The organism is Wolbachia endosymbiont (group A) of Pipizella viduata (assembly GCF_964028555.1).
GTDB lineage: Bacteria > Pseudomonadota > Alphaproteobacteria > Rickettsiales > Anaplasmataceae > Wolbachia.
Map to the genome: position 1 here is coordinate 920389 of NZ_OZ034787.1, position 26737 is coordinate 947125.

General features: G+C 34.6%; 26 protein-coding genes and 1 pseudogene. 13 read left to right on the forward strand and 14 right to left on the reverse strand.

Going from position 1 to position 26737, the window contains the following annotated elements:
- Window positions 1–332: 332 nt before the first annotated feature.
- On the forward strand, window positions 333–1733 hold the full coding sequence (locus ABWU50_RS04350) for a hypothetical protein (protein WP_353275436.1): 1401 nt from the start codon (window positions 333–335) through the stop codon (window positions 1731–1733).
- 280 nt (window positions 1734–2013) lie between these two features.
- On the opposite strand, the gene ABWU50_RS04355 is transcribed toward ABWU50_RS04350, so the two are convergent.
- The 10 genes from ABWU50_RS04355 to ABWU50_RS04400 form a co-directional block, all read right to left on the reverse strand.
- On the reverse strand, window positions 2014–2691 hold the full coding sequence (locus ABWU50_RS04355; RefSeq protein ID WP_353276362.1) for an SGNH/GDSL hydrolase family protein: 678 nt from the start codon (window positions 2689–2691) through the stop codon (window positions 2014–2016).
- Between the two features lie 42 nt (window positions 2692–2733).
- Window positions 2734–2994 (reverse strand): hypothetical protein, encoded by a 261-nt coding sequence (locus ABWU50_RS04360; RefSeq protein ID WP_353275438.1) that lies wholly within the window; start codon window positions 2992–2994, stop codon window positions 2734–2736.
- Between the two features lie 207 nt (window positions 2995–3201).
- Window positions 3202–5145, reverse strand: coding sequence for an RNA polymerase sigma factor RpoD (gene rpoD, locus ABWU50_RS04365; RefSeq protein ID WP_353275440.1), 1944 nt, complete (start codon window positions 5143–5145; stop codon window positions 3202–3204).
- A gap of 123 nt (window positions 5146–5268) precedes the next feature.
- Window positions 5269–5595 carry a cation:proton antiporter subunit C gene (locus tag ABWU50_RS04370; RefSeq protein WP_353275442.1) on the reverse strand — a complete coding sequence of 109 codons (327 nt, stop codon included), beginning with the start codon at window positions 5593–5595 and terminating at the stop codon, window positions 5269–5271.
- Window positions 5592–6011, reverse strand: coding sequence for a Na(+)/H(+) antiporter subunit B (locus ABWU50_RS04375; protein ID WP_164224942.1), 420 nt, complete (start codon window positions 6009–6011; stop codon window positions 5592–5594). The genes ABWU50_RS04370 and ABWU50_RS04375 overlap by 4 nt, the downstream gene beginning before the upstream one ends.
- Window positions 6004–6531 (reverse strand): DUF4040 domain-containing protein, encoded by a 528-nt coding sequence (locus tag ABWU50_RS04380; protein ID WP_264688399.1) that lies wholly within the window; start codon window positions 6529–6531, stop codon window positions 6004–6006. Before ABWU50_RS04380 ends, ABWU50_RS04375 begins: the two co-directional genes overlap by 8 nt.
- Before the next feature lies 1 nt (window position 6532).
- Window positions 6533–6820: a monovalent cation/H(+) antiporter subunit G gene (mnhG, locus tag ABWU50_RS04385; RefSeq protein WP_096617042.1), complete on the reverse strand. Its 288-nt coding sequence runs from the start codon at window positions 6818–6820 to the stop codon at window positions 6533–6535.
- 6 nt (window positions 6821–6826) lie between these two features.
- Window positions 6827–7072: a monovalent cation/H+ antiporter complex subunit F gene (locus ABWU50_RS04390; protein WP_353275444.1), complete on the reverse strand. Its 246-nt coding sequence runs from the start codon at window positions 7070–7072 to the stop codon at window positions 6827–6829.
- A gap of 28 nt (window positions 7073–7100) precedes the next feature.
- On the reverse strand, window positions 7101–7517 hold the full coding sequence (gene rpoZ, locus ABWU50_RS04395; protein ID WP_253307286.1) for a DNA-directed RNA polymerase subunit omega: 417 nt from the start codon (window positions 7515–7517) through the stop codon (window positions 7101–7103).
- 60 nt (window positions 7518–7577) lie between these two features.
- Window positions 7578–7874: a helix-turn-helix domain-containing protein gene (locus ABWU50_RS04400; protein WP_353276364.1), complete on the reverse strand. Its 297-nt coding sequence runs from the start codon at window positions 7872–7874 to the stop codon at window positions 7578–7580.
- A gap of 435 nt (window positions 7875–8309) precedes the next feature.
- On the opposite strand from ABWU50_RS04400, the gene purE reads away from it, so the two are divergent.
- The 7 genes and pseudogenes from purE to ABWU50_RS04435 all read left to right on the forward strand — a co-directional run bounded on the left by purE (window position 8310) and on the right by ABWU50_RS04435 (window position 20714).
- A complete protein-coding gene (gene purE / locus ABWU50_RS04405) occupies window positions 8310–8801 on the forward strand; it encodes a 5-(carboxyamino)imidazole ribonucleotide mutase (protein ID WP_264735583.1) in 492 nt (163 codons plus the stop codon).
- 7 nt (window positions 8802–8808) lie between these two features.
- A complete protein-coding gene (gene mutL / locus ABWU50_RS04410) occupies window positions 8809–10668 on the forward strand; it encodes a DNA mismatch repair endonuclease MutL (RefSeq protein WP_353275447.1) in 1860 nt (619 codons plus the stop codon).
- Window positions 10669–11386: 718 nt separating this feature from the next.
- A pseudogene (locus tag ABWU50_RS04415) lies at window positions 11387–11542 on the forward strand (transposase); the annotation flags it as partial.
- A 119-nt stretch (window positions 11543–11661) separates the two neighbouring features.
- Window positions 11662–14325, forward strand: coding sequence for an ATP-dependent chaperone ClpB (gene clpB, locus ABWU50_RS04420; RefSeq protein ID WP_353275449.1), 2664 nt, complete (start codon window positions 11662–11664; stop codon window positions 14323–14325).
- Window positions 14326–14351: 26 nt separating this feature from the next.
- Window positions 14352–19058 (forward strand): NAD-glutamate dehydrogenase, encoded by a 4707-nt coding sequence (locus ABWU50_RS04425; RefSeq protein ID WP_353275451.1) that lies wholly within the window; start codon window positions 14352–14354, stop codon window positions 19056–19058.
- Between the two features lie 5 nt (window positions 19059–19063).
- A complete protein-coding gene (locus ABWU50_RS04430; protein ID WP_353270360.1) occupies window positions 19064–19360 on the forward strand; it encodes a hypothetical protein in 297 nt (98 codons plus the stop codon).
- Window positions 19332–20714: a PleD family two-component system response regulator gene (locus ABWU50_RS04435; protein WP_353275453.1), complete on the forward strand. Its 1383-nt coding sequence runs from the start codon at window positions 19332–19334 to the stop codon at window positions 20712–20714. Before ABWU50_RS04430 ends, ABWU50_RS04435 begins: the two co-directional genes overlap by 29 nt.
- 144 nt (window positions 20715–20858) lie before the next feature.
- On the opposite strand, the gene recO is transcribed toward ABWU50_RS04435, so the two are convergent.
- Window positions 20859–21581: a DNA repair protein RecO gene (gene recO / locus ABWU50_RS04440; RefSeq protein ID WP_353275455.1), complete on the reverse strand. Its 723-nt coding sequence runs from the start codon at window positions 21579–21581 to the stop codon at window positions 20859–20861.
- Between the two features lie 151 nt (window positions 21582–21732).
- On the opposite strand from recO, the gene ABWU50_RS04445 reads away from it, so the two are divergent.
- Window positions 21733–22359, forward strand: a complete 627-nt coding sequence (locus tag ABWU50_RS04445; RefSeq protein ID WP_353275456.1) for a hypothetical protein — start codon at window positions 21733–21735, stop codon at window positions 22357–22359.
- 54 nt (window positions 22360–22413) lie between these two features.
- A complete protein-coding gene (locus ABWU50_RS04450) occupies window positions 22414–22536 on the forward strand; it encodes a hypothetical protein (protein ID WP_353275457.1) in 123 nt (40 codons plus the stop codon).
- Window positions 22537–22590: 54 nt separating this feature from the next.
- On the opposite strand, the gene ABWU50_RS04455 is transcribed toward ABWU50_RS04450, so the two are convergent.
- Window positions 22591–22929 carry an outer membrane protein assembly factor BamE gene (locus ABWU50_RS04455; RefSeq protein ID WP_353275458.1) on the reverse strand — a complete coding sequence of 113 codons (339 nt, stop codon included), beginning with the start codon at window positions 22927–22929 and terminating at the stop codon, window positions 22591–22593.
- Between the two features lie 130 nt (window positions 22930–23059).
- Here ABWU50_RS04455 and ABWU50_RS04460 point away from each other — a divergent pair, with 130 nt between their 5' ends.
- Window positions 23060–24049 (forward strand): ribonucleotide-diphosphate reductase subunit beta, encoded by a 990-nt coding sequence (locus ABWU50_RS04460; protein ID WP_253307200.1) that lies wholly within the window; start codon window positions 23060–23062, stop codon window positions 24047–24049.
- On the opposite strand, the gene ABWU50_RS04465 is transcribed toward ABWU50_RS04460, so the two are convergent.
- Window positions 23998–24291, reverse strand: a complete 294-nt coding sequence (locus ABWU50_RS04465) for a hypothetical protein (RefSeq protein ID WP_264731927.1) — start codon at window positions 24289–24291, stop codon at window positions 23998–24000. The genes ABWU50_RS04460 and ABWU50_RS04465 overlap by 52 nt on opposite strands.
- Window positions 24292–24312: 21 nt before the next feature.
- Here ABWU50_RS04465 and ABWU50_RS04470 point away from each other — a divergent pair, with 21 nt between their 5' ends.
- Window positions 24313–25443 (forward strand): cation:dicarboxylate symporter family transporter, encoded by a 1131-nt coding sequence (locus tag ABWU50_RS04470; protein ID WP_353275460.1) that lies wholly within the window; start codon window positions 24313–24315, stop codon window positions 25441–25443.
- Window positions 25443–26045 (forward strand): tRNA (adenosine(37)-N6)-threonylcarbamoyltransferase complex dimerization subunit type 1 TsaB, encoded by a 603-nt coding sequence (gene tsaB / locus ABWU50_RS04475; RefSeq protein ID WP_353275462.1) that lies wholly within the window; start codon window positions 25443–25445, stop codon window positions 26043–26045. Before ABWU50_RS04470 ends, tsaB begins: the two co-directional genes overlap by 1 nt.
- Here tsaB and ABWU50_RS04480 read toward each other — a convergent pair.
- Complete coding sequence (locus ABWU50_RS04480) at window positions 26040–26663, reverse strand: AAA family ATPase (RefSeq protein WP_353275463.1); 624 nt, start codon at window positions 26661–26663, stop codon at window positions 26040–26042. The two genes, tsaB and ABWU50_RS04480, sit on opposite strands and share 6 nt — an antisense overlap.
- Between the last annotated feature and the right edge of the window lie 74 nt (window positions 26664–26737).

A 26737-nucleotide genomic window follows, 5' to 3' on the forward strand; every position in this document is an offset into this window, starting at 1 on the left:
ATGACGTAGGACTGCTGTCATTCCAGTCTGGAATCCAACTTTTTCATAATCATCAAAACGTTATATTTTAACATAAAACGGCTACTTTTATACTTAATAAAATTCCTGGATCCCAGTGTCAAGCACTGGGATGACATCATAGGGGCGCTGGGATGACACCCTGACAATCGTCATCCCGCTACTTGTTAGCGGGATCTGGAGATACCGCGGCGGTATGACGTAGGGAAATCTTACTTATTATAGCTATAGTTCTACATGAATTACAAAAGTAATATTTACTAGATCTTAATATTTTAGATCTATATTTTAATAAATAATGAGCTGTAATTAGTATGAATGATCCATTTAAAAGTGAGAACTATAAAAAAAATCTCGACTCCTTGATAGAAGCTATAAAGCTGAAAAATATTGGTGAACAATATAATAAAACAGTGAGAGATTTATCCCAGACATTAGAGAGTTTTACAGATAAGGCAGAAGATGTAGCTAAGTTTGTTATATGTAGTGACTTGAATAATTATATAGAACCGGTGAACAAAAAGCCATCAGGTTTTTTTGGAATATTCAAGGAAACATTTAATAAAATCTTGGGAAAAGATGCTTCAATTCAGGATAACGATATAAGAAATTTTGCTAATGATAAATTGCCCAGTCTTGCTGAAAAAATAACATTCGAATACCTAAATGTTTTAAAGAAAATTTCAGATTTAGAGCAAAGTAAAAAAAATCAGGAGGAACATAGATTGTATGGAGTGAACTTAGAGGATAGAACAGCGTCAAAGCAAGAAGAAAATCCTTTATATGAGCTACAAGCAGGAGATTCAGGCTATGGAAGTTCATTAAATGAAGAGCATGAATATGAAGACATATCACATTATCAAGAGAAAAAGCAAAAGGAAAATCCTTTATATGAGCAGAGAGAAGACTTAGGCTATGGAAGTTCATTAAATGAAGAGCATGAATATGAAGACATATCACATTATCAAGAGAAGAAGAGTAAAATTTTAATAGAAAATTCGCAGAGTTCAAAATCGCCCAAAGAAGAGCCAATTTATGCAACAGTTTCTAAAGAACATATAGAAGCAAAAAGAGAACGTAAGCAGAAACAACAACCTCAATCCCTCGTACTAACAAAACCACTAAAAGCATCGCAAGTGCCAAAAAAAATGTTTACTACTGGTCAAGAAGTTAGACAAGAATCGAACGTGGTAGTCAAAGATAAACCTGCAGTACCGCCAAAGCCTAAAAATCTAAGCCGTGCTGATCAAAAAGTAAGCACAGAGCCAAAAGTAGTAGAAGTAATTCTTAAAAAATCAGCTGAAAGTAAACCTACAGTACCACTAAAATCTGAAAATCAAGACAATAGGAAATCAGCACAAAAAGCTGCTGGTAAGGCGATACCAAAAGTAGCAGCAGCTACTATGAAAGGAGGAGCTAATCGCGAGATGGGCAGTAAAGTAAAGGCATTAAAAGAAAAATTTGAGCAAAATCAAGCAAAAGGAAATGCTAATGTACGGCTTGCTGAAAGCAAAACTACCCCAGCAGCACAAGCGGATATCGGTGTGAAGAAAAAACAATCTCATTCATTTCTAACAGAGAATAAAAGATCTGCAACGAAACACATAACAGCAAAATCTGATCCAAAATCTCATGTCAGCAAAAATCCTCCTTCCACACAAGTAAGTGTTAAGGAAATGGTTGCACAAATTGAGAAAGGAAAAGGAGGAAGATAGTAACATTTGGGAAAAAAACATATGGTCAAGTCAAGAGATTGTGAGCAAACTTAGGAAATTATAGCTAAACTAACTTACGACAATTTGAAAAACCGTCATTCCGCTACTAGTTAGCGCCGCGGCGGTATGACGTAGGAAAACCTTTCTTGGGTTAGCTATAGGCAGCAATTTTCTGTATTTATTTTAAATTGAAGAAAGCTCAAATGAAAGATCGTGTTTTGCTAAAAATCACAGAATGCAGTCTGGTTACTATTTAAAAGGATATGTTCAAAAAACTGTGTCAAATCAACTCATACACTTCATTACCAACTTCATGATGAAGTTCTGCAGTTGGATGGAAATAATCAAAAAAGAAATAATCCTTTAGTGTTTCTTCGCTACACCCAGGGTTATAGTGAACGTCAAGTTCCCCTTTAAATATCAACTTTAAGAGTATTTTTATATTTTCTTTAAATCTCCCAATTTGGTCTGCAATGTTCGATGTGCATGCATCTTGACAATTTAAACCTTTGCTCTTGTATTCGCTAAGCATACTTTTCATTTTAGAGTTAAGATCAAATGCTTTTATTTCAAGATTTGTACTTTTCTTCATATAATCTAAGCCATTAGCCAATTTTGCATTGAAACTCTCTGTGAGCTTCGTAGCTAGTTCCCTTGCTTCTTCATCTCTATTAAAAGCTGGTATTGAGCGAACTTCAGGTGCGTTTGCAACAACTACATGCTTAACACCATGTTCATTTAGAACCTTAAGTGCATTACATATTTCACTCACTGCTTGTTCCAACACTTCTTCCGCTTTAGTATCGTCATAAACAGTGGCAACCATAACATCATTTCCGCCGATTATGATGCAAAATAAATCTTCTTCACCTATATCTGGATGATGTTTAATTACCGCATCTAGCTGGTTAGCTAAACGAAATTTATTGAAGAAATAAGAAAAAATAGGGTCAAAAATTTCAGACGCTGTTGCACATGAAACTGCATAGTTTTGACCTTGCTATTCGTGGCATCTACCAAAAAATGAATAACTCCACCCAGGTTTAAATTCGTCTAAATCTAAATATTTTGCTACATATTCAACAGCAGTAGGGCCATTGCTAAAAGATCCTCCTTGATAAAAAGGGTCATCAAACTTTACGCTTTTTGCAAAGGATAAGTTATTTAAAATTCCAATGATTGCGCCATTATCGGATAAACTATCACCCAGAACATAAAAATTTCTATACTTTGAATTAGAATTGTCATTTTTGTTTGTCATAATATTTACCGTAGATTAGCATGTTGTTTCATTAGATTCATAAAAAAAAATAGCGGTGCAACTTTTTTACAACCCCCATTTTAAACTTTATTGTGCATTTCCTTCATATCATACCTTTTTGAAAAAACGTTTTATTTTAAAAACGCTCTGACTTTTTCTCCACTTTTTCCGGGCAAAATCAGCTTCTTCTTAACTTGACACGTATACTTAAAAGAACCCTCTAAGTTTTCTAGCGCGGCTTGGATGTTTCAACTTGCGCAGTGCTTTTGCCTCTATTTGCCTAATTCTCTCACGTGTTACATTAAAAATTTTTCCTACTTCTTCTAAGGTATGCTCCTTCCCATCTTTACCAAGGCCAAAACGCATTCTTAGAATTCTTTCTTCCTTTGGTGTTAAAGTTGCAAGAACATTGGTTGTAATGCCACGCAAGTCAGCAAGTATTGCAGCATCCTCTGGTCTGGAGACTCGCTTATCTTCTATGCAATCACCGAAGGTACTACTATCATCCTTTCCTGTTGGAGCTTCAAGACTTACTGGATCCCTTGCTATTTTCATAACTTTGCGTATTCTTTCCAGTGGCATTGTCAGTTCTACACTTAATTCCTCTAACGTCGGCTCTCTTCCCATCTCATGAGTCATTTTTCTTAATGCTCTGTTGATTTTACTGATAATTTCTACCATATGAACTGGTATTCTAACTACTTTAGACTGCTCAGGTATTGCCCTAGTGATTGATTGTCTTACCCACCAAGTGCCATAAGTTGAAAATTTATATCCACGTTTGTAATCAAACTTATCCACGGCCTTCATAAGACCAATATTGCCTTCTTGTATCAAATCAAGCAGATCAAGGCCTCTTTTTGAATACTTCTTAGCAATGGAAACTACTAGCCTTAAGTTAGCCTTAATCATCTCTTGCTTTGCTTCAGAGACTTCTCGTTCGTGTTTTTGTATTCTCCTGATTAGCTCCTTAAATTCTTGCACGTTATCTTCCTGTATATGCTGCTTAATACCGTTCAAAGTACTAGCTATATGTTCAGAGTTATCGTCTATAAACCTTAAAAATTTGTTTTTTAATTCACCTGTAAAAGAGGACTGATTTTCATTGATCTTTAAAAGACTTATCTTTTTCAATTCATGCTTTAAAAGCACGTCATCATAAACTTTATAGAAACTTTCTCTATCGATATCGTATTTTCTAGCCTCAGCAATAAGATTAGCCTCTTCAAGCGTAATGGATCTATTTATCTTATAAAGTTCTTGTGTAATTCTGGTAACAGCAGCATCACTTAACTTAATTTGTAATGCTATAGACCATATTTGACTATATAAATTCTCTAGTTCATCAGAGGAATCTTTAGAATTTTTTCTTAATACCAATGCTTCATTTGTTAAAGTAATTATCTCATCCAATGCAACTATGACCTTTGGCAATAAGTCACTTTCCATTTCAAGAATAGAAACATTTAAATTCGCTGAATTTATATCTTCATTATCACCGTCTTTCTCATCATCACTTTTTTTACTATCTTTCTCATCATCACTACAGTACTCAGCATCTTCAGAAACATCCTCAGAATCCTCAACATCTTCAGCACTTTCTTCACTCTCTTCTTTGGGTACCACATTAAAGTCAGAGTTATAAATTGCATCCAGATCTATAATTTCTCTCAGTAAGAGAGCTCCACTACTTAAATCATTACGCCATACTTTTATCACCTTTAATGTTACTGATGTTTCAATTATTGCACGTAACATGTTATGCTTTTCAGATTCAATTTTTTTTGCTATCTCGATTTCATCTGCCCTTGACAAAAGCTTTACAGAGCTCATTTCTTGTAAATAAATCCTCACTGGATCATCATTTTGTACTAAAGTTGCAGTAATATTTGGCGATGTGTCATCATCATCAAGTTTACTATCATCACTGTTGGAAGGAATATCTTCTTCATCTTCGCTACTTTCAAGCACATTAATTCCGGAATCCTGCAATAAAGATATAGCATCATCTATAAAATCAGACGAAAAATTTTCATCTGATAATTTATCATTTATATCATCAAAGGTGACAAAACCACCTTTTTTTATACTTTTAGTTACAAGATCTCTGATAATTTTTTTCTTATCTTCTGCATCATTAATAGTTGACATCATTACCTTTATAGTTTATAATTTTATTTCTTATTAACAAATAAACTTACAACGAGCAAGTCTATAATTTTACTTTTAACTTGTGGCTATTCGTTACTTCATATAGTTTAAGATACTGTTAATTTATGTACACTTGTCTTGATCAATTGTTCCATACTTTTCTTCCATTTTTACTGCTATGGACAATCCAACTGAAAATGTTGCAATTCCAACCACTATAGCAGTAAGCATTAAAACATGAGGTATAGGATTGCTATATGAATAAAAATTTGAAACCGATATAGGAGGCAAAGAACTTTTTATATATCCTAGAGATATGTAAAACAACAAAACAGATGCTTGGAAGACGCTTACCCCTATCATTTTCTTGATTAAATTTTTATCGTTTATAATAATATATAAACCTAGCACCATTAATACAATAATAATCGTATAATTATATAAAGTCATTGTTTTTTCCTACGAGCAAAATTCATATATATAATTAACATAGAGGAGCAGACAGTAAATGCTACACCTAATTCCACCAAAAAAATACCCAATTTTTGACCGGTTCTATTATTGGCTGACAAGATATCATAAGATAAAAAATTTTGGCCAAGTAAAGTTGTTGCAACGCCCGTTCCTCCATAAATTAAAATACCTAACACGTTAGTCAATCTAATCACAGAATAAGGTATTGCTTTGAGAGTTGTAGATACACCAAATAGCATTGAATATAATATTATCCCGGAGGCAATAATTATTCCTGCTTGAAAACCTCCACCCGGAGTGTAATCACCGTGAAATTGTATGTATAAACCAAATAAAATGATAAAAGGTATCATCAAAAATGTTACTGCATTTAATATCGGATCTTTAATCATTGTCTTTTTCTTCTTTTAATATCAACGTTATACAAAGCGCAGCAGTAAAAACTACTATAGTTTCTCCAAACGTGTCATAACCACGAAAGCTTGCCAAAACAGCTGTCACTATATTAGGAATACCGGTAGCTTTTTCGGTATTTTCCACATAATAAGGAGCAACATGCAAGTGGATCGGAGCATTGTGGCTGCCAAAATCTGGCAATTGAATCATAAAATATGACAAACATACAGCCAGAAATAACATAAAAAAAAGCGTTATAGGGTTATGAGATAGATTTACTTTATGATTCTTTATCAAGGAGAGTGCTGCAAACGTAAAAATCGTACTGAGCCCTGCACCAACAGAAGCTTCAGTAATTGCAACATCAGGTGCATTCATAATTAAGTATATAAGCGCAATAAGTGAACTAAATACACACATTAGAACAGCACTTACGACTAAATGTCGCGAGAAGACTATAAAAACCGTAACTGTTAGTAACAACAAAAGTAGCACTACATTTAATATTTCTAACACCTTAACCTTCTTTAACAGTTTTTTTCTTAACTTTATAATAAGTGCGCGCTAAAATATAGCCATTAGTTGAGCTAGCTACCCATATTATAAGAATTAATAATATTATTTTAACAGTATTGATTGAAAATCCATTCTGCAAAGCAAAACCAATTAACAATAGCGTTGCACCGCTAGAATCTGTAATACCTGCTGCATGTAACCTAGTATAGAAATCAGGAAATCTAATTACTCCCACACTTGAAATGATTACTGAACAAATGCCTAAAAATATAAGAACGGATCCTATCATAAATTATTAAAACAACATTAATCTCATTAGTGCTATAGTTGATATAAAGCTAACGCTAGCATACAACAATGCTATATCAATTAAAAAAAAATTATTCAGAATGATTGATATTGCTGTTATGAGTACAACTACTTGCGTTGAGAAATTATTGAACGCTAAAACCTTATTGTACACATCACTTGACTTAGACACTATGCGGTACAACATTACACTCATACAGAACAACAGTGTATAGATAGCAATGTGAAGCATTTAAAGACTATGTAACTTCAGTAGATTTCTAAACGGATACTTCTTCATCGCCATCTTGATCATTTATTTCATCATCTATTTCACCATCCACTTCATAATCTTGGCTTTCTTGACTTGCATCAAGATCTGTGTTAAATTGACCATCAGAGAAATTTAATAAATTCGCTAGCTTACTTGTATTACTGCTGTAAACATTATTCATATTTCCTTTCATGTACTCCTTGCATCTACCTACCAAAAGGTTAAATAGCTCATGAGTATCCACCTGTTTTTCTGCTATTTCATATAAGGAAACTATGGTGTTTTTATGGTCTTTAAACTGAACTGTTTGAACTGGATTACTTGCTCCTGTATTTAAATCATGTGTTCTTTGACTTGCCAATAGAACCAATTTGAAACGGTTACTTACCTGTTCTGTACACTTTTCTACAATAGACTCAGCCATAAGATACTACCTTAATAAGTTTTATACTATATCACAAAAAACAAGTTGTCAACTTTGTATCTATTGCGATTCAACTTCATGTTTTACTTTTTCTGCCTCAGATTTTATTTCTTGGCTTTCTGTCATCGTGATTGTTATTTCATGATCAAGTTTTTTTAGAAATCCTAACAATCGCTCTAAAGAAAAACCATCTATTTTACCATTTTTAATTTGTGATACCTTTGGCTGATCAATACCAAGTTTCTCAGCTGCAAAAGCCTGAGTCCAAGCATTTTTTTCTATAATTTCATTTATTATATAAAGCAACTTTGTTTTTATTGCTGCACTGTCTAAGTTATTTAACGATATTATTTCCATAATTCTTACACTCACATATCAATTAACTTTATTAAACATTATAGCATAATATTTAATATACCAAGATATTAATATCATATAACTTGTCAATAATTATATGATATCAAATTTAAAACTTTAAGTTGATTGTATATTAATATTTCAATCAAATTTCTAGTAATTTTAAATTACCATTTTACCATCAGCCTCTCTGAAAAAATCATTTACAGAAAGAACAAGCTAAAATTACAAAGCTTGAAATACAAAAATAATTATTTTATAAATTTATCTTACATAAGAAGTTTATATCTCTATATCTTAACATAGATATTTATTTAAATTTTTAAAATTTCTATTTTAACGAGAATTCTATATACTATATTTATAATATAACTTAAATATTTGTTGCTTTTTAGCTGGAACAATATTTAGTTAGTAAGTAAAATTGTGTTGAATATGACAAAAATAAAAAAAGATGTTGCTGTTATTATGGGAAGTGAGTCAGATTACACCACTATGGTCCATACCGTCGATATGCTAAAAGCATTAGAAGTTTCACATGACATATTCATAATATCTGCACATAGAACACCAGAAAGGCTCTTCAATTTTGCTAAATCTGCACAAGAAGAAGGTTTTAAGGTTATTATAGCTGGTGCAGGAGGTGCAGCTCATTTACCTGGTATGGTTGCGTCATTAACTTGTTTACCAGTTATCGGCGTTCCTGTGCATAGTAAACAATTAAATGGGCTGGACAGTCTACTCTCTATAGTTCAAATGCCAAAGGGTGTTCCAGTTGCAACCATGTCTATAGGAGAAAATGGAGCATATAATGCTGCCATTACCGCCGTATCTATATTGTCAATTTCCAACGGTGAAATTGCAGGTAGGTTAAAAAAGTGGAGAGAGAGACAGACCAAAGAAGTAAAAGAAAAACCAGTTTCATAATAAATCTATGGCAATAATTCTTTTAGACACAAAAACCATAAACCGTATAGCAGCGGGGGAGGTGATAGAAAGGCCTGCAAGTGTAGTAAAGGAATTAGTGGAAAATGCAATAGATGCTGGAAGTTTAGAAATAGAGATCAAAATAGAAAGTGGTGGGCGTAACCTTATTATTGTGACAGATGATGGTAACGGAGTAGAAAAAAACGATTTAGAACTTGCGTTTATGCGCCATGCTACTTCAAAATTGAGCGATAGTGAGTTGATAGAAATCAAGCATCTTGGCTTTAGAGGAGAAGCTCTGCCTTCAATAGCAGCAGTAAGTAGGATAAAATTATCGTCTAAAGCAAGCGGAGCAAGTGAAGCATGGTCTATAAGTTATGAGGGTGGAGAAAAGATGGGGGAGCTAACTCCTTACTCTTTATCACAAGGAACACATATTGAAGTACGAGATTTGTTTTTCGCTACCCCAAATAGACTAAAATTTCTAAAAACCGAAAGATCAGAAACTCAAAGCATTGTTGATATTGTAAATAACCTAGCAATGATTAACTATCATATAGGGTTTACTCTCACTTCAGGTAATAAAAAGCTCTTAAAATACGCTAAGCAGACTTCGTTATTTCATAGATTGTGTGAAGTAGAAGAAGAATTTCAGGGCAATTCTTTGGAGGTCAATGAAGAAGAAGACGGCATCAAACTTACGGGACACATCTGTAAGCCGACCGTCAATCGTGGTAAGTCAACTCAGATCTATACGTTTGTTAATGGAAGGCCAATTAAAGATAATTTACTTATTGGTGCGGTTAGGTATGCATATCATGATTTTATTCCAAGCGATAGGTATCCTTTTGCAGCGTTACATTTAGAGATACCTTATGATCAAGTAGATGTAAATGTGCATCCAAATAAGTCAGAAGTAAGGTTTCAGAATAAGAAGCTCATATATGAGATAGTGACAAGAGGATTAATCAAAGCATTGTCAAGAAGGATAGGCACCTTTGATGTCATTCCAGCTAGTGACCAGAAAACTACTAATACAATAGAGGGTTTTTTGAAAGGTTCATTATCAGATTCTTTTGATAAATCTGATGTTCAAAATGAATTTTATGAAAGAAGGCCAAGTCCTTTTGAAAATCAACTAATAAAAGAATTTGCTTCTCCAAATGAAAAAGCAAAAGGCTTATCAGAACAGTCAAAATCGTTTGATTATACCGGCATACAGAAATCCCCATCAAAAGCGGAAATTATGGTTCTAGAAAAAAAGGTGTTAGAGCAAGTTGATTTGATAGAGAGCCACCCGCTCGGGTTTGCACGCTGTCAGGTCTATAATACTTACATTATTGCCGAGGTAAGAGACAAATTGATTATAGTTGATCAGCATGCAGCCCACGAGAGGTTAGTATATGAATGCCTAAAACAAAAATCAAGTATAAAAAGACAAAAACTACTTCTTCCTGAAACGGTTGAAATCAAAAATCAAGCTGGAATGGAGATGATTGAAATCTATAAAGATAAGTTATTTGAAATGGGTTTTGATATTGAAATCAAATCAGAGAATAAAGTGATAGTAAAAGAAATCCCTGCAATTTTGGGAGCAATAGATGTGAAAGAGATGCTAATTAATATAGTGGGTAGATTAACGGAAATAGAAGATACATTGCCAGTAGAAGACAAAGTGAACAAGATATTGGCTACTATCGCTTGTCATGGATCAATTAGAGCAGGCAGGAAAATGAGGTTAGAGGAGATGAATGAGTTGTTAAGACAAATGGAAAAAACTCCATATTCCGGGCAATGCAACCACGGAAGGCCAACTTATATAGAAATGAAACTCAGTGATATTGAAAAACTTTTTGAGCGCAGGTAATGAGGTTGCCATAAATATGTAAGTGCTCTTTCCTCGTCATCCAAGTAGCTCATAGAAACGGATTAAACAAAAAAACTTCCTTGACAAGCTTAGCCAGCCCCCTTATTATGACAATAAGGGTATTTATGACTCAAAACTTGTTTTTGACCTGCAGGCTCAATGACAAAATTCAGTAAAAAACTCAGGGTATTTATTGGCGGATTACATAAAATTATAGCGGCTGCATGTCTTTTTTATTTTTTCTACATTCAGCCAAATCGCGCTTATTTTAAGCGTTAGCACATTATTACAGCGCCACTTACAGTAATATAGAGTCAAAACTCGCACCACGGGGCTTCTTTTGCCTTTTTTTCGTTTGGTAAATTTCTTAACGTTTGTAGCTAAACGACAATCGTCGTCCCGCTGCTTGTTAGCGGCTAAGAGATACCGTGAATGAATCACGGTATGACGGTTCGTGGTGGTATGACGGTTCGCGGTGGTATAGTAATTCGTCATCCCGCAGCGGGATCTATGTCAAGAGATACCATGACGGTATGACGGTTAATTCACGGCGGTATGACGGTTCGCGGTGGTATGACGTAGGACTGCTGTCATTCCAGTGCTTGACACTGGAATCCAGGTTCTATGCAACCTCATCAAAAACATTCATTTAGTATAAGATCAGCTACTTTCCATGCTAGTTTGCTTATAAACAAGCAAACTTTTCTGGATCCCAGTGACCTTTGTTGTATTGCCAAAGAGATGGGTCGTTGAGCGCTCTTTTGCTTGGTTGGAAAAGTGTAGGCGGTTGTGGAAAAATTGCGAACGTAAACTCAATACCAGCTTGCAAATGATTGTCCTTTCCTTCATTTCTCTCCTATTACGAAGATTTTAAACAGGTTCTTAAGAAAGTTTTAAATTTTTGCAAACCATACCTAACAATAAACAACTTTAGGTTTAAATTTATGAAATCAGTTGTTATATATATCAGCAAATACGAATTTAACTGGTGTTATGGACTTAAATAAATTTACCGAAAAAGCAAAAAGTCTAATTCAAAGTGCTCAGATGAAAGCGTTGGGAGCTGGGCATCAGATTTTTATGCCTGAGCATTTACTCAAAGTGATGCTTGAGGATGAATTAGGTTTAGTTCAGGATTTGATAAACGCTTGTGGTGGAAATGTGCAAAGTATTTCTGATGCTGTGGATAGCGCAATAAAAAAGTTGCCAGTAATTGAAGGTCCAGGAAGTGGGGGCCTTCAACTTTCAAGAGAAATAGCAAAAGTTTTTGAAGATTCAATTGGTATTGCAAAGAGAAATAAAGATTCATTTGTTGCTGTTGAGCGTTTACTGCAGGGCCTCACTGCACAAAAAGATGATACTGTAGGCAAAATTCTGGCAGAGAATGGTGTGACTCCACAAAAACTGAACTCAGTTATTGCAGAAATGAGAAAAGGCAGCAGTGCAGACTCGCCAAATAGTGAGGAAAAATTGAACGCTGCTAAGAGATATACAAAGGATATTACAGAGCTTGCTATGCAAGGCAAGCTTGATCCTGTAATTGGTCGTGATGAAGAGATCAGAAGAACTATGCAGGTATCACTGAGGCGGACAAAAAATAATCCAGTGCTGATCGGTGAACCTGGTGTTGGAAAAACTGCAATAGTTGAGGGGCTTGCAAATAGAATCGTTGCAAATGACGTGCCACTTGGTTTGCGTGATGCAAAAGTTTTAGCCCTCGATCTTGGCGCATTAATTGCTGGAACAAAATTTAGAGGAGAATTTGAAGAAAGGTTAAAAGCAGTTATTAATGAGCTTTCGAAAGCGGAGGGAAAAGTTATCTTGTTTATAGATGAGCTTCATACTTTAGTTGGAGCAGGAGCAACAAGTGGTGCAATGGATGCTTCAAATTTGCTAAAGCCTGCTCTTGCGCGTGGAGAAATTCGCTGTATAGGAGCCACAACTTTAGATGAATATCGTCAGCATATAGAAAAAGATCCTGCACTTGCAAGGCGTTTTCAGCCTGTGTTTATCTCTCAACCAACTGAAACTGATACCATTTCAATACTCAGGGGTTTGAAGGAAAGATATGAAGTGCATCATGGTATAAGAATTACAGACGGTGCAATAATTGCTGCTGCAACGTTGTCCAATAGATATATAACAGATAGGTTTTTACCTGATAAAGCAATTGATTTGATTGATGAAGCAGCAAGTAGGGTGAGAATAGAAATGGATAGCAAGCCTGAAGTTATTGATGAACTTGAGAGAAAGGTTATACAGCTAAAGATTGAAGCAGAAGCTCTAAAAAAAGAAAGTGATGAAAATTCTAAACAGCGTTTAAAAAAGATAAATGAAGAGATCGAAAATCTAAACAGTAAATTTGCTGACTTGAACAGCAAATGGCAGATGGAAAAGAATAAAATAGCTAGAATACAAGAAACAGTTGAAAAATTAGATAACGCCAGAAAAGAGCTGGAATTGGCTCAGCGGAGTGGAAATTTAGGAAAAGCAGGAGAGCTGATGTATGGTGTGATCCCTCAGCTTGAGAATGAATTAAAAAATCAGGAAAAGGTTACTGATAGTTTCTTAAAGAAAGAAGTGACTGGAGATGATATTGCAAACATTGTTTCAAAGTGGACAGGAATTCCAGTTGATAACATGATGCACAGCGAAAAGGAAAAACTTCTTAACATGGAGAATGAAATAGGAAGAAGAGTAATAGGGCAAAAAGGCGCGATAGAAGCAATAAGTAATGCAGTTAGGCGCTCTCGCTCTGGTGTGCAAGATACTAATCGGCCTTTCGGTTCATTTTTATTCTTAGGCCCAACCGGGGTTGGAAAAACAGAACTGGCAAAAGCCCTTGCTGAATTTCTGTTTGACGATCAATCAGCGCTTTTGCGTTTTGATATGTCAGAATATATGGAAAAACATTCTGTTTCAAAGCTAATTGGCGCGCCTCCAGGGTATGTTGGCTATGAGCAAGGTGGCAGATTAACCGAAGCAGTAAGAAGAAGGCTATATCAGGTTATTCTGTTTGATGAAATAGAGAAGGCAAATCCAGATATATTTAATCTATTGCTGCAAATCTTGGATGAGGGTAGACTCACTGATAGTCATGGCAAATTAGTTGATTTTCGCAACACCATACTGATCTTAACTTCTAACCTTGGTGCAGAGATAATGCTTAAGGGAGTTACAGAAAATGAGACTCTACCTCCTGTCATCCAAATAGCTGACACTGGGATCCAAATGCAGATTCCAGCGTCGCGCGCTGGAATGACATCGGAAGGAGGAGTTGCTAACTCTGTAAAAAGCGAAGTGATGCAAATAGTTAAATCAGCATTTCGTCCAGAATTTTTAAACAGGCTGGATGAAATTATTATATTCCACAGTTTAACCAGAGATGACATCTATAAAATTATAGATGTTCAATTTTCTTATTTACAAAAAACACTTGCTAAGCGTAAACTGAGTATAAGTTTGTCGCAGGAAGCTAAAGAACTAATAGCACAAACTGGCTATGACACTGAATATGGAGCAAGACCCCTAAAAAGGGTTATACAAGAGTGTATTCAAAATAATTTAGCTAAATTAGTTTTATCAGGGGAAGTAGTAGAAAATGATGAGCTAATAGTGTACGCTCTTGATAATGAAATCTTAGTTAAAAAGGTTTAAGTTCACTGTGTATTTTTGTTAAAAAAATGTGTATAGATCATAATGTTGACACTGAGTCTTTATTTGAGTTAGTTGATCAAGAAAATCAGCAAGATAAAGAAAAAATTAAAAAATTTATTAAGTATTTTTATAGTTTTGTTTATAAAAGCGACCTAAAAGCCAACGATAAGTTTTTGCTATATATTGTAAACGATGCTTACAATTTTGTTTCTCAAAAAGAGAAAGATGAAAGTAAGTTAGTAGTAAGCAATATAGATGATATACCAGGAATAGAAGGCGATTTTACCACGATTAAGATAACAAACGATGATATGCCATTTTTGGTTGATTCTGTTATTGCAACTATTAAATCGCACAATTTAACCATATGCTATTACAGCAACAGCATAATTAACATTAAAAGAAAAGATGGCCTAATAGATGAGATTTACTCCTTGGAAGAAAGCAATGGAGTCAAAGAATCAGTTATATATGTAATTATCAAAGGTATAAGTGACAGTTTTGTTGATACATTAAAAGAATCTCTACAAAAAACGCTGAAAGCAGTTAATTGCGTTGTGAAAGATTGGCACTTAATGCTCAAGAAACTTGATGAAGCAAAAAGTCTTCTTTTTGCCATCGAGCAGCCAGCGTCGAACGCTGGAGTGACACCAGGAAAAGATTTCTTAGATTGGCTAAAAAACAATAATTTTGTATTTCTAGGTTATCAAGAATATATTGCTGGTAAAGATGAAAAACTCTTCTGTGATAGCAAAAAGGACCTTGGCCTGATAAGAGTAGGTCAAAGTACGTTGATTCCTTCTGCAAACCTTGATTCCCTATACATATTGAGATCAGATCTAATCTCAATAGTCCATCGGCGTACATACATGAATTGTATAGGAGTAAAAGAATTTGATGACCAGGGTAATGTAGTAAAGGAACGGCGTTTTTTTGGGCTATTTACTTCTGTAGCGGAGGTCCAAGATATTCGAACTATTCCAATAATAAGAGATAAAGTTAAAGTTATAGAAAAAAATGCAGGGTTTGTAACCGAGGGCCACAATAACAAAGCTTTAATTTCTATTTTACAAGCATTCTCTTGTGATGAATTATTCCAATCAAATGAAGACGAATTATTTAAAATTTGCATTTCGATCATGTCTCTTGCGATTAGGCCAAGGGTCAGATTATTTTTAAGAAGAGTAAGGAATTTTATTAGTTGCATAGTGCTGATACCAATGCGTTATGCTAGCGCTAGGCTAATGTTCAAGATACGTGACATATTGAAGGATGAGACAAGTGCAGAAAGTTCAGATATTTATAACAATCACATTATCAATGAATATGATTTGATGAAATTGCATGTAGTGCTAAAGACCAAAAATGCTAGTGTTCCTGATGACGAAGTTTTGCGTATCGAAAACAAATTAAGGAACATTACGGAAAAGTGGGAAGATCGTTTTATAGACAATTTATATAATACTTTTAGTACTGTTGAGGATATATTCATCCGTTATTGCAAGGCATTTCCAATAAGCTATCAAGAGAGTTTCGAACCTCATGACGCATATTACGATATGAAAAAATTGGAGATAGTGAGGAAAAAAGGAGTTAGCGAGGTCGATTTAAGACTTACTCGTGATAATCTTAATTATCAATTAAAGGTTTACACTTCGAGCAATGGAGGTCTTGAATTATCGAAGATATTAAGAATTACTAAGAATTTGGGAGCTAAGATTCTATCTCATAATGGCTATTACATAGAAATTAACGGCGGAATATGGATACACCATTTTGTGTTGTCAAGAGTCGATGAATTAATAGACAACATTACTCTAAAAGAGCAATTTGAAATAACACTTGCGAAAGTGTTTAGAAAGGAAATTAAAAATGATTATTTCAATAGTTTGGTCATTATTGCTGGACTGGAGTGGAAAGAAGTGCTTCTGGTTAGAGCGCTCAGTGCTTACCTAAAGCAGACGTCATTTAACTACAATCCAGAATATATCCAAAAGGTAGTCTCAGAGTATCCCAAAATAGTAAAGTATTTGATACAACTATTTCATGCAAGATTTGATCCTAGCATAGACATTGATAGAGCAGAAACCACGGACATTTTCATAGAAAAAATTGAGGAACTTCTAAAAGAGATCAGCAATGTTTCACATGATTACGTTTTGCGCTCGATATTTAACTTGATAATGGCTATTTTAAGGACTAGTTATTATCAAGACGATAAACCATATTTATCTACAAAATTTGACTCAAATAAAATAAATGGTTTGCCTGATCCTCGTCCATATCGTGAATTGTATATTTATTCAAATCTTTTTGAGGGAATACATCTAAGAGGAGGGAAATTAGCCCGTGGTGGCTTAAGGTGGTCGGATAGGACGGAAGATTTTCGCACTGAAGTTTTGGGGCTCATGAAAGCTCAGATGACAAAAAATGCGGTTATTGTACCTGTTGGCGCAAAGGGTGGGTTTGTAATTAAGCAAGTTTATAAAGACAAAGATATTTTAAGAGAGAAAGGTGTTGAATGCTATAAGAGTTTTATCAGGGGAATGCTTGACATTACTGATAATGTAGTTAATGGCAAAATAATTCCACCAGAGAATGTGATTAGGTATGATGAGGATGATCCATACTTGGTAGTTGCAGCAGATAAAGGCACTGCTTCTTTTTCTGACTATGCAAACCAAATAGCCTCTGAATACAATTTTTGGCTTGGCGATGCATTTGCATCTGGTGGATCAGCAGGTTATGATCACAAAAAAATGGGTATTACAGCCAGAGGTGCATGGATTGCAGCGCAGAGGCATTTTTGGAAAATGAATAAGGATATTTACCAAGATGCAACTGTTATTGGAATTGGAGATATGGCTGGCGATCTATTTGGAAACGGTATGCTGCTTTCAAAAAATATACATTTAATCGGCGCATTTAACCATATGCATATTTTTATTGATCCAAATCCTAGTGCAGAAAAGAGTTTCACAGAGCGTAAACGTCTCTTTGAGTTACCATTTTCAACTTGGATGGATTATAACAAAGATTTGATTTCTAAGGGTGGAGGAGTATTTGAGCGTAGCAGCAAGCAAGTAAACATTTCTCAAGAAATAAAAAAATGCTTTGATATAACAGAAGATATGCTACCTCCAAGTGATTTGATTAGATATCTACTCAAAGCAGAAGTGGACTTCATATGGAATGGAGGAATTGGCACGTTTGTTAAGGCAAAGAGTGAAAATCATAGCATGGTCGGTGACAAAGCAAACGATGAGTTAAGAGTAAATGGTAAAGATATTAGAGCTTCTATGTTTATAGAAGGCGGAAATTTGGGATGCACACAACTTGGAAGAATAGAATATGCTGAAAGAGGTGGATATATAAATGCAGATTTTGTTGATAATTCAGCCGGAGTGATATGTTCGGACCTTGAAGTTAACATCAAGATTGCATTTGTTTCAGCTATGAAAGCAGGGGGTGTTTCTTTAGAAAAAAGGAATGAAATACTGGCAAGTATGGTGGACGAAGTTGCATCCAAAGTGCTTGAGAACCAAAACAGAATTGAAACAAAAGCATTACTTCTTGAGTGTTTGCAAGCTAAAGAGAGATTGGAGCAGCACCACAGGTTACTGCTCAGTTTAGAAAAATCTGGGCTGTTAAACCGAAGCGTAGAATTTCTTCCAACTGAAGAAGAGATAGCAAGGATGTTAACTGGTGCAGAAGGTTTCAGTTCTCCTCAGCTTTCTATTCTAATGTCTTATGCTAGAACGGCAATAAAAAATGACATTATACATTCCGATCTGCCTGAAAAAGATCTTATATCTAATGACTACTTGCTAGGTTATTTTCCTAAAAAGATGATAACAAAGTTTAAGGATTTCATATTAAAACACCAACTTCGTAGAGAAATTATCTCTACTTGCATTGCAAATGATGTAGTGAATAGAATGGGCTGTATATTCATCAATAATTTGGCTGAGAACACTGGAATTAAGGTACAAGAAGCGGTTAACATATATATTGTTGTTAACCACCTGTATGATTTAAACAGCCTGTGGCAGAAAATTGATGAATTGGATGGAAAAATTGATGTTAACTCATACTTACAAATAGTGAGGAACGTGCAGAAATTTATTGGCAGAGTATCGTTTTGGTTAGTGAAAAATCTTGGCAAGCTTAGCTTTGTAGAGTTGGATGATGTTACAAAATTTAAAGATGCAATTGAAACTTTAGGCCAGAACTTAACTGATGTTTTAGATGAACACCTATTAAAGGTCTGTAGCCATGGATCAACTTCTTTAGTAGAACTTAATATAAATAAAGATCTAGCAAAAAAAGTTGCTGATCTATACGTTCTTGCTTATGCACTGGACATTATATCTGTTGCTGAACAGACATCTTTGTCCATTCTTGATGCTGGTAAAATATACTTTGAGTTAAAGTCGCTGTTAAGATTCGATCTGATTAGAACAATTGCCATCAAGATGAAAAGCCGCTCTTCTTATTGGGATCGCAGCTTAGTTAATGATTTATTGGACGATTTAAGCAATTACCATCACAAGCTAGCTGTTAAAGTCATAAAAGCTACTGATAACCCCGAAGATAAGGTTCAAACCTGGGCTTGTAATGATAAGGACTACATAGAACGTTATAATAGTTTTTTAGATGAGATAGTTGCTTCTAAACTTGATTTAAGCAAATTAATATTTATAATCAGGAGGATTAAAGTACTTGCTTCATAGGAAAAATGTTTAATATAGGTCTTTCAGAAATTTTGGTCGTTGCTTTAGTGAGCATAATTGTTCTTGATAGAAATAAGGTGCCTGTATTTATTGATCTTATTAGGAATACATATAAGTATCTTATGATTATAAAATCAAAAGCTAGGAGGTTATTGAAAGACGCAGGAATTGAAGACTTATATAAAGAGTGTAATACTGAGAAAGTAAATTACATAGTTGGTAAAAATGGTAAGCTTTATCCTGCTTACGATATAGATAATACATCCAAAGATAATGACAGCAAAGATCCTAGTAGTAGATGATGTACTATGTAATGTTAAGCTTTTAGAAGCTCGACTAAAAGCAGAGTACTATACGGTTATCGTGGCCTATGATGGTGCGGAAGCCATGGATTTAGTAGCAAAACAGCAGCCCGATATTATATTACTCGATATTATGATGCCAAAAATGAATGGCTTTGAAGTTTGTAAGGAGCTAAAGAATGATCCCTTGACAACCCATATTCCAATAATTATGGTAACTGCGCTGCATGACGCTCATGATAGAGTACAGGGCATTAATGCTGGTGCAGATGATTTTCTGACTAAACCAATAGACGAAACTGCTTTATCTGCAAGGATCAAGTCTCTCACGCGCTTAAAAATGATTATAGATGAATTGCGTTTAAGAGGAGAAACCAACGCTGAGATTGGCGGAGTAGCAGGAAACAGTATTATGGATTATTCTAATCAGATTTTTGATGCTAACATACTTGTTGTAGATGAAGATGTCTTTCAAGCAGAGCAGATATATAATGTACTAAAGCACCGCTTTAGGTCAATTAAAATACTGAGTGATCCAGTGGAGGCATTAAAGGTTGGTATTAAGAATAATTACGACCTGATCATTTCTGATATGCAGTTTTCAAAAACTGACGGCCTGCGTTTGTGTTCTGAGTTTCGTAGTAAAGTAGAAACACGCTATACACCAATTCTGATTCTTTCTGAGGATTATGATAAAAACAATTTAGTAAAAGCACTTGATGTAGGTGCTAATGATTATTTAACAGTACCTTTGGATGAGGGTGAGTTAATAGCAAGGGTTAATTCGCAAGTAAAACGCAAAAGATATCAAGATGCCTTGAGAATGAATTTATTTAATAATGCGGAAATGTCTATAAAGGACCCATTAACTAACTGTTATAATAGAAGATATTTTGATGCACACTTAAGAAACATTGTTAAGGACTCTGTGGAAAAGGATAGAAGGTTGTCTCTTATGATACTTGATATAGACTATTTTAAGATGGTGAATGACAGTTTTGGGCATAGTGCTGGAGATGAACTTTTAAAGCAAGTACAGAAAAGAATTTCTGAAAATATCAGAGTGACAGATTTACTAGCTAGGTTTGGTGGTGAGGAGTTTGTTGTTGTAATGCCAGATACCAATGTATCAGATGCGTACACTATTGCGGAGAGAATACGAAAAATTATTGCTAAAGAACCTTTTATACTTGCGGACAAAAATACAACCCATAACATAACTGTGAGCATTGGAATTGCAGAAATGCAAGGATCTGACCTTGACGATATTAAAAAATTTATAGTACGTGCTGACAAATATTTATATAAGGCAAAAAACAGTGGTAGAAATAGAGTGGTTACTGGCTATAGCTAAAGTGGCTTAAGTTTACCGACAACCGTCATTCCGCTACTCGTTAGCGGAATCTATGCTGAGATACCGCGAATGAATCGCGGTATGACGTGTTGCTTGGGTTAGCTATAGATTTCTGAAATGATTTCAAAAAAATGATAACTAAGGTTAAAGCGACAACATGAGGTTTCTCAGCTCTGGAAATTTCATGTTTAACTGCAAAAATAGATACTTATTTAAAAAATATCCTGTGACTTTCAGTCCTAACTGAAATTCTTGGAATGAGTAGCTGTTTTGTAGGTTATTATTGTATACATCATGCAACATTTGTGGAAAAGGTAGGAGTTTATCTGCATAATAATCTCCTGCTTTTTTTGACACTGCTCTACCAGTTTTTGGAGAAATAAATTGTAAGTTTTCCTTAATACCTGTTACAGCACATTTGGATAAGTCTAACTTGAATCCCAATTGCGTAAGAAGCAGAAGCTCTAAGTTAAGATAATGGCTTTGCCAAGACTGATTGTTGTGTTTAATTACATCGATGAAATATCGAAAATTGTCATACAGCACGGCACAGGGTTCACTTTCTGGAAGCACTTTTTCTAAAATAGAGGAGAAAGAGACAATAGTAATGCTTTTTAACCTATCTTGAAAGAAATGATGGAATGGAGATTCGATTAATTCGCACTTTAAAAAACCCAGATTTTCAGGTAACTTAGCACTCCATTCTGCATGTAATAGATTACTTATCTGAAACTTATAATTGCTATTGTTTGTTAGCTTAGTTAATCCCCTGCGCTTTCCATGATTTTTTGTAAACAGGGAAAGAATTAAGTTTTTATCGCCGTATTTTTTAGCAGCTATAATGATGCCTTCATCTTTCCATCTCATTTAGAGTATATTGACCGTATTGAACGTATGATATTATAGAAATAGTAAAATTAGTACAGCAAAAACTACGTCTTTGAGCTTAAATCAACTAAAATATATTGACTTTACGTGCAATATTAGCTTTAAACCAGTAAAACAAACTGCTTAACATATGCGTTTTTTCTATTCTAATTACATTCTTTTTTTATCTTTATGTTGTTTTCTGCTTTTTTCGTTACCTTCAACAAAAGCCCAAACGAATGATACGTCAGTTGTTCCTATACCACAAAGGAAAAAAGAAACAGTTGAGCACACTGTTGTAGCACAACCGAGGCAAATTATCGAAATGCAAGAAGAAGTCATTATTAACGAGGGTAAAGAATTCATTCCAGTTCCAAAAAGAAAAAAAAGTGTAGGGAAGAAACTAAGAAGGGATGTTAGAGAGGCAAAAAATGAAATAGGAAACGAAAAAAGCTTTGAGAATAAAAAGGATGAATTAGTTGTAACAGAAATTATTAACTCTATAAGAGACAAACTTACAAAATGCTGGAGCATTCCTGAAAGCATAGCTTACAAAGAAAATTTTAATATAAAAATTAACTTATTATTATCCAGTCAAGGCGAGATAATTATGGCCGATGTAGCAGACAGTGATTCCTATCGAAATAATCCACTTTTCAGGTCGATAGCAGATAATGCAATGCGTGCAGTATATAAATGTAGCCCATTGACTGGCTTGCCTACTCAGCACCACCACATTTGGCGTGAAGTAACACTAGACTTTATTCTAAATGGGTAAAATCTTACAATAGACCTCTTATATTACCTTCTGTCATCCAAGTAGTCAGGCTACTTGGATGACAGAAGTAGACACTTCACATTATCATTCCAGCGCTCCTTTCTTGTCATGCCAGTGCGTGACACTGGCATCCAGAAAAAAAATAGATCCCAGTGTCTGGGCACTGGGATGAAGTAATACGGTTCTTGGATGACAAAGAAGGGCGGGAAAAACTCTGTAGTCAGCAGATTTTCAATCAGGAACAGCCAAAGATCTCTCTAAGATGTCAGTTTTTTTTATATCTGCAACTTTACCGTCCTGATCGAATGAAATTTGCAGAGACTTACTGCTATACTTCCTTTTTCCTAAGAAGTTAGCTTGTTTAATTTTATATGAGACATAGTACCAAACATTGTCATCGAACTTTGATACTAATGTTGGTGATCCTAAAGTGTGAACCACTTTTTCTTTATCGTCACCTGCTTTTATCTTGCTCCACAATTCAACACTAATGCCAGGAGCTCCATGGTTGTGAATAGTGTGTGTGCAGCTCACTGTAAATAATAAAATAAAAGATATTAATACTCGCATTTCTGTTGATAAATTACTTGAAGCTATAATACACTAATAAATTACCTGCCGTCAAATTTCAAAAAGTTAAATTGACTGATTCTCAATATCACTTAATATAATATTTACTTTAGAAAATAATAGGTGTCTTATGTCATTGTTAGAAGCAGATCCAATATACAAACCTTTTAATTACCCTTGGGCGTATGATGCGTGGCTGCAGCAACAAAGAATCCATTGGATACCTGAGGAAGTTCCGCTTGCTGATGACGTGAAGGATTGGAAAACTAAACTTTCAAACGTAGAGAAAAATCTACTAACTCAGATTTTTAGATTCTTTACTCAAGCGGACATTGAAGTAAATAACTGCTACATGAGGCATTATTCAAATATATTTAAGCCAACAGAAATATGCATGATGCTTGCAAGTTTTTCCAATATGGAAACCATACACATTGCAGCTTATTCTTATCTTTTAGACACAATTGGCATGCCAGAAAGCGAGTATCAAGCATTTTTAAAGTATGATGCTATGAGAAAGAAATATGAATACATGCTGGAATTTGAGGAAAGCAAAAAACACGATAAAAAACATGTAGCTAAAACTCTAGCAGTGTTTGGTGCATTTACCGAGGGGTTGCAGTTATTCGCATCGTTTGCAATTTTGCTCAATTTCCAACGCTTTGGAAAAATGAAAGGCATGGGGCAGATAATCGCCTGGTCAGCCCGTGATGAAACTTTGCACACCAATTCAATTATTATGTTATTTAATACATTTATTAAAGAGAATAATGAAATTTGGGACAACGAGTTTAAAGAGGAATTATATTCTGCATGCCGCACTATTGTTGAGCTTGAGGACGAATTCATAAAGCTTGCCTTTGATTTAGGAGATGTTGAAGGACTATCCGCAGAAGAAGTGCGCAATTACATACGCTACGTAGCAAACAGACGGTTAATGCAATTAGGTCTTGAGTCCATATATGATGTCAATGATAATCCTATTCCATGGCTCGATGAAATACTAAATGGCGTTGAACATACGAATTTCTTTGAAAATAGAGTAACAGAGTATAGTCGTGCAGCAACTCAAGGCACATGGGAGGAGGCTTTTACTGAAAACGACACGAATAATAGGTGAGTGCTAATTTCACTCTTCTTTGTCATGCAAGTAGCTGACACTGGAATCAGTTTTTTGATCGAGAATGTTGTATAGTGCATAATCAATTTTCCTGGATCGAAGTAGTCAAGGCACTGGGATCTAATAGATAATATTCGTGCAGTACGCGCGGGAGTAACAAAAGCTGCTTGTCTTTCATAATGTTTCGTAGCAATAGGCAGTTTTGCTTTACTTAACAACCAACTTACCATATATATGTCCATAGGACATTGGTATATAAGAACGTGCTACAACTATTAATCTTACTCACGGTCATCACTTCAGTTGCATTCTTTGGTCATTTAGTTCCAATGGAAGCAAAAACCTTCTTGTACTCAACGAGCCTGAGTATAAAAGAGGTTTTGCTATTTATAATGCCTTTTATTATTTTTGCGTTAATCTTTAGCAGTGTTAACAATCTTAAGCAGTCAGCTATAAAGTTTATATTGTTACTTATTATAATGATCTTCTTATCGAATCTGGCTTCAAGTTTAATAGCTTATTCTGTTGGGCATTTTATCATACAAAACACTTATTCAATACAAGATATAACGTATGAAGAAACAATTGTTCCTTTATGGTCGTTTAGGCTTCCGCTACTCCTTTCTAACTTTCATGCTCTTGCTTGTGGATTTGTGTCCAGCATAGTAGTGTCTATACTGCTACCTAAGAAAAGCAAAGAGCTTTCGAACAAAATGTTAGATTTAACTCTCTTTATTTTGAAGACGTTTTTGACGCCGATTATTCCAATATTTGTACTTGGGCTTGCTTTAAAAATGCAGAATGATCAAGTTTTATCTATAATATTTAAGGATTACTCAATAATTTTCATTATTATAGCATCTGCAACCTACCTTTATGTTTTCCTCTTATATGGAGCAGCAAATTCATTCAAGATCACAAGCTGGATAGCTAGTATAAGCAATATGATACCGGCATTTATTACTGCGATGAGCACAATGTCTAGTAATGCAACTATGCCGCTTACTCTTGAAGGAAGCAAAAAAAATGTAAAGCAACCTGATATAGCATCGTCTGTTATACCAATAACTGCTAGCTTCCATTTAGTAGGTGATTGCTTTTTTGTTATAATATTATCAATGGTAATTACTTCTGGTTATTTATTGTCCACAACGGACTATGTAACTTTTCTTCTCTATTTTTTGTTATTTAAGTTTGCTATCGTTGCAGTGCCGGCAGGAGGAATTATGGTAATGCTACCTATTCTTGAGAAATACCTCAAATTTTCTCCAGAAATGCTTTCGTTAATCACAGCCTTGTATATAGTGTTTGATCCAATAATCACTTCAGCAAATGTTATGGGTAATGGTGCCTTTACTATGATGTTTACAAAACTCTATGATAAGCTTAAGTAATGTCTATTTTAGCGATTGATACTGTAGGTACTGGTAGTTCAATAGCAATAGTTGATTATGATGGTAATTGTTTTGTAGAGTGCAATTCCGCCAGCAACAATCATATAGAATCATTTTTTCAAATTCTGAATACTTTGTTTGATAAGCACAATTATAATTATGATAAAATAGATCATTTAGCGGTAGTAGTTGGACCAGGAAGTTTCACTGGAATTAGAGTTGGTATATCAGCAGCACAAGGTATAAATCTTGCTACAAATAAGCCATTATACGGAGTTAATGCGCTGGAAGTTCAAGCTTACACAATATCTTTGCTTTGTACGAATAGCAAAAAAAATATCAGAGCTATAATCAAAAATGCTCAAGGGTTTTATACGCAGTTATTTGATTTCAATTTATTGCCGCTATCTGGTCCAACTGCAGCACGTGACCCTGGATCCAAGTGTCACGCTACAAGCAGTGACTGCATTACACATATGGATTGCAATTTAAATGCTAGCCATGCAGGACTATTGGTTCATTATAGACTGAAGAACAAGCAAAAATTAAACGAAGTTGATGCTCTATATTTAAATGAGCCTCAGTATATGAAATCATTATAGACTATTCTTTCGCGTACATACAATGTGGCTAAGCCTGTGCATCTGGTTTACTATCTCTTGAGCTACTTCTTTTATACTCATATCTGAATTTTCTATCTCTATGGCACTCGGTGGTATAAATAAATTGTTAATCCTAAATTGCTCTATCATGCTATTTACATTAGTCACCTTCCTATTTTTTCTTTGCCTTTTTAATGCAATACGCTTTTGTAATGTCGGTAGATCACACCTAAGTACCACAGGAAGGATTTCTGTGTTCATTTTTTTACTAAGCCTTACTATTGAATCATACATCCTCATGTTCTGGTCATTATTTTCCATCAACTCATCAATAAATATGTAATTTTTTGAGTGAATCGGATAATTTTCTATTACCTGAAGCATAATTTGCATAATGTCATATATTCTATCTTGAACTTCTTTAGGTATTTGATCACGTTCAAAGACACCATTGTATATAGAGCAAACTTGAACATTGTTATAGAACTTACTATTTACAATTAATGCGTCTATCATATTGGACAATTCTATTGCTGTGGAAAGTTTACCACTTCCTGAAAGACCAGAGAGATATATGAAAAATCCTGCTGGCTGTTTTTTTGTGTTAATATTTACCATATTATTTTCAATCTTGAAACTTATATTTATAATAACATAAAAACAAAGCTTTAAAACATATGAAATATTACATA